Source organism: Paraburkholderia antibiotica, assembly GCF_012927125.1.
GTDB lineage: Bacteria > Pseudomonadota > Gammaproteobacteria > Burkholderiales > Burkholderiaceae > Paraburkholderia > Paraburkholderia antibiotica.
Genome location: NZ_JABBFZ010000010.1, coordinates 48,091 through 61,698 on the forward strand (window position 1 = coordinate 48,091; position 13,608 = coordinate 61,698).

Annotated in this window: 16 protein-coding genes; 8 read left to right on the forward strand and 8 right to left on the reverse strand. The window is 64.9% G+C overall.

Features of this window, described 5'->3' with window-relative positions; all coding sequences use genetic code 11:
* Positions 1-199: 199 nt before the first annotated feature.
* Positions 200-1,387 (forward strand): acyl-CoA dehydrogenase family protein, encoded by a 1,188-nt coding sequence (locus tag HHL14_RS17495; RefSeq protein ID WP_329601688.1) that lies wholly within the window; start codon positions 200-202, stop codon positions 1,385-1,387.
* Positions 1,388-1,445: 58 nt separating this feature from the next.
* Positions 1,446-2,771, forward strand: a complete 1,326-nt coding sequence (locus HHL14_RS17500) for an Nramp family divalent metal transporter (protein WP_169498883.1) — start codon at positions 1,446-1,448, stop codon at positions 2,769-2,771.
* A 277-nt stretch (positions 2,772-3,048) separates the two neighbouring features.
* On the opposite strand, the gene flhC is transcribed toward HHL14_RS17500, so the two are convergent.
* The 7 genes from flhC to HHL14_RS17535 form a co-directional block, all read right to left on the reverse strand.
* Entirely contained in the window at positions 3,049-3,618 is a 570-nt protein-coding gene (gene flhC / locus HHL14_RS17505) for a flagellar transcriptional regulator FlhC (protein WP_129957099.1), read from the reverse strand.
* Between the two features lie 14 nt (positions 3,619-3,632).
* Positions 3,633-3,953 carry a flagellar transcriptional regulator FlhD gene (gene flhD, locus HHL14_RS17510; protein WP_169498884.1) on the reverse strand — a complete coding sequence of 107 codons (321 nt, stop codon included), beginning with the start codon at positions 3,951-3,953 and terminating at the stop codon, positions 3,633-3,635.
* Positions 3,954-4,501: 548 nt separating this feature from the next.
* On the reverse strand, positions 4,502-5,725 hold the full coding sequence (locus HHL14_RS17515; protein WP_169498885.1) for a YeeE/YedE family protein: 1,224 nt from the start codon (positions 5,723-5,725) through the stop codon (positions 4,502-4,504).
* Between the two features lie 309 nt (positions 5,726-6,034).
* Positions 6,035-6,568, reverse strand: coding sequence for a GNAT family N-acetyltransferase (locus tag HHL14_RS17520; protein ID WP_169499007.1), 534 nt, complete (start codon positions 6,566-6,568; stop codon positions 6,035-6,037).
* A 142-nt stretch (positions 6,569-6,710) separates the two neighbouring features.
* Positions 6,711-7,583, reverse strand: coding sequence for a helix-turn-helix domain-containing protein (locus HHL14_RS17525; RefSeq protein WP_230413095.1), 873 nt, complete (start codon positions 7,581-7,583; stop codon positions 6,711-6,713).
* Positions 7,584-7,751: 168 nt separating this feature from the next.
* Complete coding sequence (locus HHL14_RS17530; RefSeq protein ID WP_169498887.1) at positions 7,752-8,054, reverse strand: addiction module antidote protein; 303 nt, start codon at positions 8,052-8,054, stop codon at positions 7,752-7,754.
* Positions 8,051-8,440 carry a type II toxin-antitoxin system RelE/ParE family toxin gene (locus HHL14_RS17535; protein ID WP_169498888.1) on the reverse strand — a complete coding sequence of 130 codons (390 nt, stop codon included), beginning with the start codon at positions 8,438-8,440 and terminating at the stop codon, positions 8,051-8,053. The genes HHL14_RS17530 and HHL14_RS17535 overlap by 4 nt, the downstream gene beginning before the upstream one ends.
* Before the next feature lie 356 nt (positions 8,441-8,796).
* On the opposite strand from HHL14_RS17535, the gene HHL14_RS17540 reads away from it, so the two are divergent.
* The 6 genes from HHL14_RS17540 (at position 8,797) to HHL14_RS17565 (ending at position 11,882) form a co-directional block, all read left to right on the forward strand.
* Positions 8,797-9,165 (forward strand): nuclear transport factor 2 family protein, encoded by a 369-nt coding sequence (locus HHL14_RS17540; protein WP_169498889.1) that lies wholly within the window; start codon positions 8,797-8,799, stop codon positions 9,163-9,165.
* Positions 9,166-9,212: 47 nt separating this feature from the next.
* Positions 9,213-9,608, forward strand: coding sequence for a hypothetical protein (locus HHL14_RS33260; RefSeq protein ID WP_230413096.1), 396 nt, complete (start codon positions 9,213-9,215; stop codon positions 9,606-9,608).
* Positions 9,609-9,757: 149 nt separating this feature from the next.
* The gene (locus HHL14_RS17550; RefSeq protein WP_169498890.1) at positions 9,758-10,222 is read left to right on the forward strand and encodes an RbsD/FucU family protein; all 465 of its coding nucleotides are present in this window, start codon (positions 9,758-9,760) and stop codon (positions 10,220-10,222) included.
* Between the two features lie 72 nt (positions 10,223-10,294).
* Positions 10,295-10,702 (forward strand): VOC family protein, encoded by a 408-nt coding sequence (locus HHL14_RS17555; protein ID WP_169498891.1) that lies wholly within the window; start codon positions 10,295-10,297, stop codon positions 10,700-10,702.
* Between the two features lie 305 nt (positions 10,703-11,007).
* Positions 11,008-11,442 (forward strand): DoxX family protein, encoded by a 435-nt coding sequence (locus HHL14_RS17560; protein WP_169498892.1) that lies wholly within the window; start codon positions 11,008-11,010, stop codon positions 11,440-11,442.
* A gap of 167 nt (positions 11,443-11,609) precedes the next feature.
* Positions 11,610-11,882: a hypothetical protein gene (locus HHL14_RS17565; protein ID WP_169498893.1), complete on the forward strand. Its 273-nt coding sequence runs from the start codon at positions 11,610-11,612 to the stop codon at positions 11,880-11,882.
* Between the two features lie 148 nt (positions 11,883-12,030).
* On the opposite strand, the gene HHL14_RS17570 is transcribed toward HHL14_RS17565, so the two are convergent.
* Positions 12,031-13,479 carry an MFS transporter gene (locus HHL14_RS17570; RefSeq protein ID WP_169498894.1) on the reverse strand — a complete coding sequence of 483 codons (1,449 nt, stop codon included), beginning with the start codon at positions 13,477-13,479 and terminating at the stop codon, positions 12,031-12,033.
* Positions 13,480-13,608 lie beyond the last annotated feature (129 nt).

The following is a 13,608-nucleotide window of genomic DNA, read 5'->3' on the forward strand; positions in this document are numbered from 1 at the left end:
CAAGTACCATATCGACGCCGGGCCGCGCGCAAGCGCCGCCCGGCGTTTTTGCGTGGCCATCCCGTGCAAATCGTTTTTCGCGCTTTCCTTGTGCGAATCGCTTCGTAGACCCCATTCGCACGCCTCTCTATGATCGTCCGGATCAAGCCAACGACATCAGGGCAGGCCAGTGACTTTCGTGCATGACGGCATCGAGCAGATTCGCGAACAGCAGCCAACGCAGCCAACGCAGCAGGCGCAACCGACACGTGACCTGGCGGCATTGCTCGCCGCGTTGCGCGCGAACGCCGCGCAACGCGATCGCGACGGCGGCCACGCCGCCCAGGAAAAACAATGGATCGCCGACGCGGGGCTGCTGACGCTCGCGGTGCCGCGCGAATTCGGCGGCGCGGGCGCGCGCTGGTCCGCGATCTATGAGGTCGTGCGCGAACTGGCACGCGTCGACAGTGCGCTCGCGCATCTGCTCGGCTTCACGTGCCTGCAGGTGGTGAGCATCGATCTGTGGGGCAACCCGCGCCAACGTGAGCGTTATCTGCGCGGCACCGTCGAGCAGCGCTGGTGGTGGGGCAACGCGGTGAATCCGCTCGACACGCGACTCGTCGCCACCGCGACGCCGGACGGCGGCTATCTGCTCGACGGCCAGAAAGGCTTCTGCTCCGGCACGCGCGGCTCGCAGATGATGACCGTCTCCGCGCACGACGCGGCCACCGGCAAAACCGTGTTCGCCGCCGTGCCGACCACGCGCGACGGCATCGCCGTCCATGACGACTGGAATCCGATCGGCCAGCGCCAGACCGACAGCGGCAGCGTATCGTTCACGCGCGTGCGGATCGAGCCGCACGAACTGCTCGAACGGCCCGACACGCCGTATGCCAGTCTGCGCACGCTGATCTCGCAACTGGTGCTGACCAATCTGTTCGTCGGTCTTGCGCAGGGCGCGCTCGAAGAAGCGCGCGCCTATGTGAACGAGCACGGCCGGCCGTGGCTCAGTTCCGGTGTCGCCAGGGCCACCGACGATCCCTATCTGATCCAGCGTTTCGGCGAGATGCATCTGCAGACCGTCGCCGCCGAAGCGCTAGCCACGCGCGCCGCCCACGCACTCGACGACGCATGGCAGCAAGGCCCGTCGCTCGATGCGGAAACCCGCGCACGCGTCGCGCTCGCGACCTCGGAAGCGAAGATCGTCGCGCATCGCGCGGCACTCGACCTCGGCGAAAAGCTGTTCGACGCCTGCGGCGCCCGCGCGACTCACGCGCCGCTCGCGCTCGATCGCTTCTGGCGCAACGCGCGCGTGCACACGCTGCACGACCCGCTCGACTATCGCGTGCGCGACGTCGGCCGCTACGCGCTTTGCGGGACATTGCCGGAAGTTTCTTTGTACACTTGAGGCGGCTCGCGACGCCCGTCCCGGCGTCGTGTCGATTTCCCCCCGAGAGATTCCCGGCTTGCAGTTCAAACTACCGGCCACCGCCACCGCGCCGTTCTGCCCGTCCGAGGTCCAGGGCTCGGTCGCTGTCACGCCAGGCGCACCGTTCTGGAAGAAGATCCTGCAATTCGCAGGGCCTGGTCTGCTGATTTCGATCGGCTATATGGACCCGGGCAACTGGGCCACTGCAATCGAAGCCGGTTCGCGCTACGGCTACAGCCTGCTGTTCGTGGTACTGCTGTCGAGCCTCGCGGCGATGGCGCTGCAATGCCTGAGCATGCGGCTCGGCATCGTGACCGGACGCGATCTCGCGCAACTGTCGAGCGCGCGCTATTCACCGAACGTCGCGCGTGTGCAATGGCTGCTCGCGGAGCTGTCGATCATCGCCTGCGATCTGGCCGAGGTGCTCGGCGGCGCGCTCGCATTCCACCTGCTGTTCAACTGCTCGCTGACCACCGGCGTGCTGCTAACCGCGTTCGACACGCTGATCGTGCTCGGCCTGAAGGGCAAAAATTTCCGCGACCTCGAAGCGATCATGCTCGGGCTGATCGCGACGATCGGCGTTGGTTACATCATCGAGCTCGCGCTCGTGAAGCCGCACTGGCCGTCGGTCGCGCAGGGGCTGGTGCCGTCGTGGCAGGCGCTGAGCTCGCGCGAGCCGATGTATCTGGCGATCGGCATTCTGGGCGCGACGGTGATGCCGCATAACCTGTATCTGCATTCGTCGATCGTGCAGACCCGCGCGGTCAAGCGCGATCCGGCGAGCCTGCGTTCGGCGATCGGGCTGTCGCGCATCGACACGATCGCGTCGCTCGTGCTCGCCGCGCTGATCAACATGGCGATCCTGATTCTCGCCGCCGCCGCGTTTCATGCGACCGGCCACCACGAGGTCACGCAGATCGAGGACGCTTACCGGCTGCTCGCGCCGATCGTCGGCACCGGCTTCGCTGCGGTCCTGTTCGCGATCACGCTGCTCGCGTCGGGACAGAGTTCGACTTTCACCGGCACGGTCGCGGGGCAGGTCATCATGGAAGGCTTCCTGAAGATGAAGATTCCGTGCTGGCAGCGGCGCTTCATCACGCGCGCGCTGGCGCTGATTCCGGCGCTGATCGGCGTGCAGATGCTCGGCAACGGCGCGGTCGGCCAATTGCTGGTCGCGAGTCAGGTCGTGCTGAGTCTGCAATTGCCGTTCGCGCTTTATCCGCTGATCCGCATGACCAACGACCGCGCGCTGATGGGTGAATTCGCGAATACGCTGACCACGCGGCTGCTCGCGTGGACGCTGTTCGTCGCGATCAGCGCGGCGAATCTGTGGCTGGTCGCGCAGACGGTGGGGCTGGCTTGAGTCGGGCGGTTGGGCGGTAAGCGGCGTGCTCGATGCGGCGTGCGATCGGGCGTGTGACCAGGTGCGCTGCCTACCCGATGTACCGGTGTAGCAGGACGGTAGGCGCAGTTCGGAAGGCAAAAATCCGCGTGGTGCAGTTCACAGGCCGCGCGGATTTTTTTATGCGCGGCACGCCGGCGCACATAAAAGAAGCCCCGGCTGATAGCAACCGGGGCTTTTGATTGGCTTCGGTTTCGAATCGGGTTGGGCCCGTCGCGCGTCGGGCGAATCTGTTCGTTCAGGCGGCTTGCGCGACCTGCGCTGCTCCGAGCGCTTCCTGACGCGCTGCTGCTGCCTTCTTGGTCTTGCCGGCCCGCGACGGCGGCTGGCAGGCGCCGCACACGACGTTATGTTGCAGATCGTGCTTGTGCGCGACGAACTTGCCGGTGCAGCGGCAGCATTTGGTCAGTTGCAGGATGTCGGCGTCGAAGAAGCGCACGAGCGTCCATGCGCGCGTCAGATCGAGCACCGGTTCGGTTTCGCTGTGCTGGCAATGCTCCAGATACAGCCGATAACCCTTGGTCAGCGCATCCAGATGCGAGCAGCGCGCCTCGTTCTTCAGGAACAGATACGTGTTGTAGAACAGCGAAGCGTGAATGTTCGCGAGCCATGTCATGTACCAGTCCGCCGAAAACGGCAGCATGCCCTTGGGCGGCGACACGCCCTTGACCTCGCGATACAGGCGGATCATGCGGTCGCGCGAGAGCGTCAGTTCGCTTTCGAGCACCTGCATGCGGGCACCGAGCTCGATCAGCGCGATCGCGCGAAATACTTCCTGGGCGTCTTCGGTCAGGCTTCGCTTGAGCATTGCAGTTACCTCGATCAGGCAAATTGCTCGGCGGGCTGGCCTGCCAGCAGGATCGCCGTATGGGTCGGTGCGACTGCGGCGTGCTTCGCGGTTTGCGTCAACGCCGACAACATCGAGTGGTCGTTGAAGCGGAAGAAGCACAACAGCTGATCGGAAGAGGCCAGCTTGACGATCTGCGCGAGCGACAGCCCGGCAAGCAGATCGGCCAGTTCCGACGACAGTCCTAGCCGGAACATGCCGACCGGTTTGTCCTCACGCAACATACGTTGCGCGAGCATGATGTAAGACAAGTTGATCTCGCGGATTGAATCCAGCGTCTCGCTGCTACGGTCCATTTTCTCTGTTTCCGAAGCCCCGAATTACTAATGTCGGCTTTTCGCCTTATGTCTTTTGTGCCTCACCGGAAACGCAGCCCCCCGGCTACATGTTGCCGTCTGATACAGACAGCGAACTTTTGATACATCGCGTTACATTTCGTAACAGCTTGGGACGAATTGTATGAAGGGTAAAACCAGAAATCAATCCCTTGTCGCAAAAATGTCTCAAAAAAATGCATCACTTTTCGGTAAGTTTTTCATGGGGCTGTAATGAACGCTTTCGGCAGCATTTCTGACCGGTCGAGATTGCCCTCTAATCCTTAAAAACCTTTTCAATACGGGCGTTTAGAATAATTGTCTGAGCAAAGGAGTGGCGTTACTCTTATGCGCCGTAAATTTGTTTTGAATTAGAAATGAAAGGAAAAGACGCCCAATAAGCAGTAATAAATACTGACTTGACGAGGGTGGTGGGGGACGGATCGAAGGTGTAACGGGAGGATGCGGCCCCGGTTACAAACCGGGGCCGGAGACTGCAGTTGTAACGGCCGGGTCGGCCGCGGTAAGGCTTAGCAACCGGTCGAACGGATACGTTCGACTTCGAGGCCGAAGAGCGGGCGCAGACGCGTGCCGAGCACATTGCCGGCGAAGGCTGCGACGAGCCAGAGCCAGCCGTGCAAGCTGCCTGACACGATGCCGCTGAAATAGGCGCCGATATTACAACCGTACGCGAGACGGGCGCCGTAGCCCAGCATCAGGCCGCCGACCACCGCAGCGATCAGCGAGCGCGCCGGCACCTTCCAGATGGGCGCGTAACGGCCGGCGAGCGCGGCGGCGGTCATGGCGCCGAGCACGATGCCGAAGTCCATCACCGACGTGACGTCGTGCGACACCGGCGCGGCCAGCGAGCCCGCGTTCGCCTGCGTGGCCCAATACGGCCAGTTGGCGACGTCGACGCCGAGCGCGGCGAAGATCTTCGCGCCCCACAGCGCGAACGCCGAGGTGACGCCCCACGGCCGGCCCGACAACGCGAGCGTCGCGAAGTTGAGTAGAACGAGTGCGATCGCGCCGACGAAAAGCGGCCACGGGCCGTGCAGCCACGGCGACGCGTGCGGCTGGCGCGCCGGCTCGTTGACGAGACGGCCGTGACGGCGTCGTTCGACCAGCACGGTCAGCGCGGCGATCACGGCAAAGATCACCAGATTCAGCGCGATGGCCGGGCCGGCGCCGAGCGTCTTCACCATCGACAGCGGTTTCAGCGACGGCAGCGCGGTCCAGAACGGCATATGCGCGGTCGCGACGACCGAACCGACGATGAACGCCGCGAGCGTGACGAGCATGCGGGTGCTGCCGCCGCCGACTGTATACAGCGTGCCGGACGCGCAGCCGCCGCCCAGCTGCATGCCGATGCCGAACATGAACGCACCGACGAGCACCGACGTGCCGGCCGGCGCGACCAGCCCGGTCACCGGCGTGCCGAACAGCGAGCCGGCCGCGAGCGCCGGGAAGAACAGCAGCACGCCGAGCGCGAGCATCAGCATCTGCGCGCGCAGGCCCGCGCCGCGGCCGTCGGCGATGAAAACCCGCCACGCGGACGTAAAGCCGAACGCCGCGTGATACAGCGACATCCCGAGCAGCGCGCCGACGACATAGAGCGCCGCCTGGCGGCCGCTGACGGTTTGCGCGAGATAGATGGCGCCAAGCGCAATCAGGATGAGCGCGATGCCCAACGGTTTCGGGTTGATGTCGAAACGGCGCGGCACGCGCGGGAGCGAAGTGGAGAGGTCGGACATGAATAAGTTGACAGACAGGCGGCGGACAGATCGCCGCGAATCAAGGCCGTCTGGGCGACGACGGGAACTGTGCTGCGCGAGACTGAGGCAGCGCGACGCAGCGGCAAAAACTAACTTACCAAGATAGCATGGATCGCCGGTTCAGGCTCGGTAGCCCGGTTGTTGGCGGGGGTATCGGCTGGATCGGCTGGATCGGCCGGATCGGGCGCAGGTGGGAGCCGCGAGCGCAGGGCTGGCGCGACTGTGCGCCGGGAGCGTGGCCGGTGGTCTGACAACGCTGCCGCGCGAGCGGAAATGCGTCACGGACCGTTACAGGAACCGCGCCATCAGATCCTCGTCGTGGAAGATGCCGCCGACGTTCAACGAATCGATCTCGCAGCCATATTTGCGAAAGCCGAGCGACTCGTACAGCTTGCGCGCCGCCTCGTTGCGGCTGCCGACAGTCAGTTGCAACTGCCGCAAACCGTCGACCGTTGCCGCGCGCTCGATCAACCCACCAAGCAACGCCCGGCCGACGCCACGCCCGGCCGCCTCCGGCGCGACATACATGCCCACCACGTTGGCCTTGTGACGCTCTTTGTCGGCGGCGTGCCGCAGCAGTCCGACCATGCCGATCAGCGGTGCATCCGCCGACGCGTACGCGCCGAGCAGGAACCTGCCTTCCGCAATAGAGCCCTGCAAGGTCGCGTCGTGCTGCGCCGCGCCTTTTGCGAGCGCTTCTTCGTAGCTCTGGCCAAATGCCTCGGGATGCGCCTTCAAGCCGCGCAGACGAAGCTCGAAATAGGCGTCGCGGTCGGCGGGGCCGAGTTGACGGATCAGGACGGAGTCGGCGTTGATGGGCATAGGGTTTCGGTTTGCGGTGAGGTAGTTGGAGCGGTTCAAGCAGTTGAGGGGGGCTTGCTAACGGATCGCTGCGCCTGGCGTCGGCGTTGCGTATGGATCGCAAGCGGTGAAAACGCTCTGCACGGCAAGCTGACGATCACCGCTATCCGGCTTCGGCCCCGCCGTCGCCCCGTTCGCTAGCGGCAGCGAACTCACGCAGTGCTGTGGCGGTGTGCTGATCGGCCGGAAAAAACGCTTCGATTGCGAGTTCCGACAAGGTCACGTCGACCGGTGTGCCGAACACGGTCGTCGTGCTGAAAAACGACAGCACACCGATCGGCGTGCGCAGCCGCAAAGGCACGGCGACCTGATTGAAGCTGGCGTCGCCTGGGTCCGCGGTGTCCGCACCCGGTGGCGCGGGATACGCGGCGAGTTCGTCGCGCAGCGCGCTCAGCGTGTCGTCGCCGCTCACGTCGATCTGCCGCTGCAGCCGGGCGAGCACATGCTCGCGCCACGCATGCCAGTTGACGATCGACGCCGCAATGCCTCGCGGATGCAGACTCAGCCGCAGCGCGTTGACCGGCGGCGTCAGCAGTTCGGGACTCGCGCCGCTCAACAACGGGGCGAGCGCGTTGTTGGTGGCGACGATGGTCCAGTGCCGGTCGATCGCCAGCGCGGGGTAGGGCTCGTGTCCCTTGAGCACCAGCTCGACGGCTTCGCGCGCGGCGGCAAGCTGCGGATCGGAGAGCGGGCGTTCGCGAAAGAGCGGCGCGTAACCGGCGGCGACCAGCAGCGCATTGCGCGCGCGCAACGGTACCTCGAGCCGTTCGGCCAGATGCATGACCATTTCCCGGCTGGGCAACGCGCGGCCTGATTCAACGAAGCTTAGATGCCGCGTCGAAATATCGGCTTCCGTGGCGAGCAGCAACTGACTCATGCGACGCCGTTGCCGCCATTCGCGCAGCAGATCGCCAACTGTGCGACCGGCGGCCGGCGCGGGCGACGGAACCGTTTGTGCAAGTGAGAGTGTGTTCATGCCACCGATCATAGTCAAAGCGTGCGAGCAATCCATTACCTGGGAGGTAATGCCTTCGCGCTAGCCATTGCGCAGCTTCCGCGCACCCTGCATTACCTCGGAGAGACATTCGGCCGATGCGATGTACCGCACTGTCCGCGCACGTGCCTTCGACGTGCGCGGACCCGCTCAGGCGGCGACCGCGCTCAGCGGCACGGCGCTGAATTTCATGCCGAGCGCGTCCACCAGTTTGAGGATCGTTTCCATGCGCGGTTTGGAGCCAGGCGCGAGCGTCTTGTAGAGACTTTCGCGGCCGAGGCCCGCTGCCGCGGCGATGTTCGTAATGCCGCGAGCCTTGACGACGTCTGCGATGGCGGCGACCAGAAGATCGGAGTCGCCTTCGTCGAGCGCGGCGTTCAGGTATGCCGCGACCATTGCGTCGTTGTCCAGGTATTCCGATGCATCGAAGCGTGCGGTTTTGATCTTGCTCATGGCCGTTCCTTTCTGATATCTGCCCACATTGTTCCGGCATGTTCGATATCCGCCTGTTGCGTGGACTTGTCGCCCCCGCCGAGCAGCAGATACGTCATGCTTGCCTCGCGCGCGTAATAGACCCGATAACCCGGGCCGCAATCGATGCGCATCTCGAAGACGCCGTTTCCCAGCACTTTCACGTTGCCGAAAAGTCCGCGTTCCGCACGTCGTAGCCGCACAAGGATTTGCGCCTTCGCATGGACGTCGCGGAGTTTGCGAAGCCAAAGGTCGAACGCTTCAGTGCGGTTGATCGTGATGACGGGCGGGGTTTCGATGTGCTGCTTACTGTATCCCTTCGGATACGATCGTGCAAGCAAAAAAAGTGTCTTGATAATGCGGCCCAAAGCGATCCCTCCATCTGTTTCATGCCATCTCGCGCGCCGGCGTGCGCGGCTTCGATTGACCTCATGAGGTTAGCGATTCGAACGTCTGAAAACGATTCGGCCGGATGGCCTATTGCCTGGGGCCGTTAGCAAACCCGGCGAGGCGATGTAAAGAAGCAGCGCAAAGAAGCAGCGCGGCGAGATAGCACGACAAACTGCACAGCGAAAGCCGCACGCGTTCGCGCGATATCGCCTCCCTTTGCTTACCTCCCACGTAATCGACTCGACGCATGCGAGCGGCCAGACTGCATACCGAGCCCGCCGCATACGACGTGTGCAGCGCGAAGTGCTCAGTCCTGCCAATCAAGGAGTTTGAGATGAATGCGCATACCGATCTGATCGACCGTTATTTCGATGCATGGAACGAGACCGATGGCACGCGCCGTCGCGAGCTGATCGCGGCGACGTGGAGCGCCGACGCCGACTATCGCGATCCGCTGCTCGCGGGCACCGGCCACGACGGCATCGACGCGATGATTCGCGCGGTACATGAACGCTTTCCGCACCACACGTTTCGCCGCACCACCGACGTCGATGGCTTTGCGAATCGCCTGCGTTTTTCGTGGGCGCTGACGACGCCTTCGGGCGATGCGATCGTCAAGGGATCCGACTTCGGCGTGGTGGACGCGCATGGTCGCTTGCAGGCGGTCACCGGTTTTCTCGACGAAGCTCCCGGCACCGCCTGAGCCGTTCGATAGCCCCCGCGCGCCGCGCGTTTTTCACGGAGACGATCATGCGGAAGCCCGCTGTTTCCCGATTCATCGAGGCCGGCCGGACGGTGCTCGCGCTCACGCGCGTGTCCGTGGCGGTCGACGGGTTATCGAGCGCGATCGCCGGCTTTGCGTTGCTGGCCGGCGCGCGGGCGTTCATGTTTTTCGCGCTGCTCGGCTGGCGAGAGCCGGTGCTTGGCGGCGCGGGGCTCGTGCTGCTCGCGATGATCGGCTGGTTGCGCTGGCAGTGCGAGGCAGGCGTCGCGCCTGCTTCGCAGCAAGCGAGGTCCATGGTATTGCACGCGAGCGGTACGTTCGTGTATGACGACGGAACGCGTAGCGCACCGGCTTGTAACAGCGCGAGCCGCACGGAAGCCGGCAACACAGCTTGCTACAATCGATCGTCGCCATGCGCCTGATGTCGCGGTGGACATGTCAAGCCGACGTGCAAGGCGTGCGCGAACTCGCGGGCAACACGAACCGCAAACCCGCGCCGCGAACCACGAACCACGAAACATCCACGTCCCATCCACTCGCCAAATCCTCGACCGAATCACAAGGAGCCTCCGTGCTGAAGAATCTGGATCCGCTGCTGAATGCCGACATCCTGTATGCACTACGTTCGATGGGCCACGGCGACGAGCTCGTCATTTGCGACGCCAATTTTCCGGCCGGGTCGATCGCGCGCGATACCGTGCTCGGCAAGCCGCTGCGTCTCGATGGCGTGAGTTCACCGCGTGCGATTCGCGCGGTGTTGTCGGTGCTGCCGCTCGATACGTTCATCGATCACCCCGCGTCGCGCATGGAGGTGGTCGGCGAACCGCACACGATCCCGGCGGTGCAGCGCGAGGCGCAGGCCGAAGTCGACGCGGCGGAAGGGCGCAAGGTGCCGTTCGTGTCGATCGAACGCTTCGCGTTCTATGAGCGCGCGCGTCGCGCGTATTGCGTGATCGCGACCGGCGAGGAGCGCGGCTACGGCTGCTTCGTGTTCACGAAGGGCGTGCTGCTCGCGCCGGACGCGCCGCGCGCGTAGTTGCCTGGCGTCCGCATCGTTGGCTTCGCATCCGCACATCCGCATCGTTGTTTTTATCGTCACGGGCAGACCATGAGTTTCCAGCTAGACACCCTCGATCATCTCGTTCTGAACGTCGCGGACGTCGAGCTCAGCGCGGCCTGGTATGCGCGCGTGCTCGGCATGCGGCGTACCGAGTTCGAATCGCGTACCGGCACACGCGTGGCGATGACATACGGCAATCAGAAGATCAATCTGCGTCCCGTTTCGGCCGATACCGTCGCGTGGTTCACATCGCGCGAGCCGGTGCCGGGCAGCGCGGATCTGTGCTTCATAACCGCCGCGAGCCCGCACGACGTCAAGGCGCACTGGCTCGCCGAAGGCGTCGAGATCGAAGCGGGACCCGTGGAGCGCGACGGCGCGCGCGGCAAGATGACCTCGGTGTACTGCCGCGATCCGGACGGCAACCTGATCGAAGTCGCTACGTATCCGCTGGTCTGAGCGTCGCGTGTAGCGTGTGATGTGATGTTCTGTCGTCAGCGGCCGACGATTGCCACTGGCGTGGAGCGAAGCGGCGTACGGCCGTCGCACGAGCCGGACGCCGCGCGCGGGTGAGCGGAAGATGAGCGGAAGATGAGCGCAGACCGGAAGCTGCCCTGAAGTGAGCGGAAGGTGAGCCGGAATTGAGCGGGAGGCCGCTCCGGACGAGCTTGGAAAACGCGCCCATTGCACATATGCTCAGGGGCGAGGCGGGGAACTGCCGCAGCCCATCCGGGTCTGCTGCTTATTCAATATAGGAGCCCCCCATGTCGCGTCCCGTCGATTACGGCGTTATTTTCATCGCCCGTCTTGCGCTTTCGGTGCTGTTTCTGTGGGGTGGGGTGATGAAACTGCTGGGTTACGCGGGCTTCGTCGGCTACCTGCATTCGAAGGGCGTGCCGTTCGTGCAGATCGCCGCGCCGATCGCGACCGCGGTCGAAGTGCTCGGCGGCCTGCTGCTGGTGATCGGCTTCAAGGTCCGTCCGCTCGCGCTGATCATGGCTGCATACACGGTGGCGACGGCGGTGCTCGGTCACGACTTCTGGAACGTCGTCGACCCGAATGTACAGCACGACATGGTGATCCACTTCTGGAAAAACATCGGTATCGCGGGTGGCTTCCTGCTGCTGTTCGTGACTGGTGCGGGGCGTCTGAGCATCGACGGCGCGCGCGCGCCGCGCGGCGGCCTCGGCGGGCTTTGACGCGCCGTTTGGCGCAGCTTGCGCGGCCCGGTTCGCGGTCTATTTGTGGGCTATTTGTGGCCTATCCGTGGCTGATTTATTGCCCGCTTGCGACCAGGCACGCATTCCGCTTCGTTCTCGTTCTCGCGGGCTTCTTCCCCGCTTCGCGGCAATCAAGGGAGCACATAATGATTCAGAACTTCGAGCAGATGATTGGCGGCAAACTGACCCAGCTATGCGCGAGTCTCGGCGAAGGGCCGACGCCTCATCGTGTGATCATCAGTCTTGCCGATTCGGCGAAGACGCTGGTCGTGCTGGACGCGTCCGGATTCCTCGGTACGCTGAAGGCGGAAATCGAGGAACCGGAAAAAATGATCGCCGATGCGATCGCGAAAGCGCGCAACGAAGGGCTGATCGAACGCGCGGTCGACACGGGCGTGATTCAGGAGGCGTCGCTGTAGACGCGTCGGCGTTACCACGGCTCGCCGCGCGGTGATGGGCGGTTTGGCGGCCGGCGGTTTATCTGCAGCTTATTTGCGGTTCAACTGCGGTCTGGCTGCGGTTCAGCGGTTGCTCATCGGCAGCCGCTTGAGTGCCAGGCGGGAGCGCTCAGTCACTGGCGGCACGCGCGCCGCGCGCGGACACTGCCTCATGCGGCTCCGGATGCACGAGACACGCAAGCACAAGTCCCAGCGCCAATAGTCCCACCGAAATCGCGGTCGCGGCCTGCATGCCCGTCACGATCTGCGTGGCGGCCGCGCCGCCCGCCAGTGCGCCGAAGGCCGCCACGCCAACCGCGCCGCCCGCCTGGCGCGCGGTGTTCAGCACCGCCGACGCGGTCCCCGCCCGCTTCGCTTCGGTCGATGCGAGCACGGCGGTCGTCATCGCCGGTACGGCGAGGCCCATGCCCGACGGAATCAGCAGGAACGGCAGCAGCAGGCCGACCAGCGGCGTGCCGGCGTCGACGAAATGCAGCAGGCCATAGCCGAGCCCGGCGGTGATCGCGCCGAGGATCATCGGCACGCGCACACCGACGCGGCCGACCACCCAGCCGCTCGCCACGTTCGAAATCAGGAAGCCACCCGTCAACGGCAGAAACGCGAGGCCCGCCTGCAACGGCGTATAGCCGCGCACGCGCTGCAGATAAAGGCTCAGCACGAACACCATGCCGTAGTACGTCAGATTCACGCAGATGCCGAACAGCACCGCCGCGCTGAACGTGCGCGTGCCGAATAGCGACAGCGGCAGCATCGGTCGGGCGACGCGCGCTTCCACCAGTACAAACGCGCCCGCCGCCAGCAGCGCGACGATGAAGCCGCCGGCCACGAGCGGATGCGCGAGACCGAGCGGCCGCCATTCGATGACCGCGGCGACGAACGCGGTCAGCGCGACGATCGCGAGCGCCTGGCCGCCGAGGTCGATGCCGCGCGGCGGCGTCGCACTGGCCTGGCCGCGCGCGCCGGGCTGGGCGGCTGGCGGATGCGGGATCCACAGCAGCGTCGCTAGCAGGCCGGCCACGCAGATCGGCAGATTGACGAGGAAAATGCTGCGCCAGCCGAACGCGGCGATCAGCAGCCCGCCGGCCACCGGTCCCGCCGCGATCGAAATCGCGCCGGACGCGGTCCACAGTCCGACCGCGCGCGCCCGTAGCTTCGGCTCGTGACCGAACGACTGGTTGAGCAGCGCGAGCGAATTCGGCAGCATCGCGGCCGCGCCGATGCCCTGCGCGGCGCGCGCGGCGATCAGCATCGGCGCGTCGAGCGCGAGCCCGCACGCCAGCGACGTGAGCGCGAACAGCACGATCCCGCACGCGTACATGCGCCGCGCGCCGAAGCGGTCGCCGAGCGCGCCCGCCGACAGCATCAGCACCGCGAAGGCGAGTGTGTACGCATCGACGACCCATTGCAGGCCCGCGACGTTCGCCTGCAGGTCCGCGCCGATGCGCGGCAGCGCGATGTTGACGATCGTCACGTCCAGCTGTGTGACCACGAAGCCGACGCTGACGGTGGCGAGCACGCGACCGAGAGCGGGCGGGAAGGAGGAAGTGGAGGAGTTCATGGCTGCATCGTAACCTGCTGTCGCGGGCCATGTTTCGATGCGGCGTGAAGTGTCGATGTGCGACTCGTGGGTGTATTTAGCGGTTTGCGAAATCGCGGAGGGAGGGCACTGGTGTGGGCGTCGGCATCT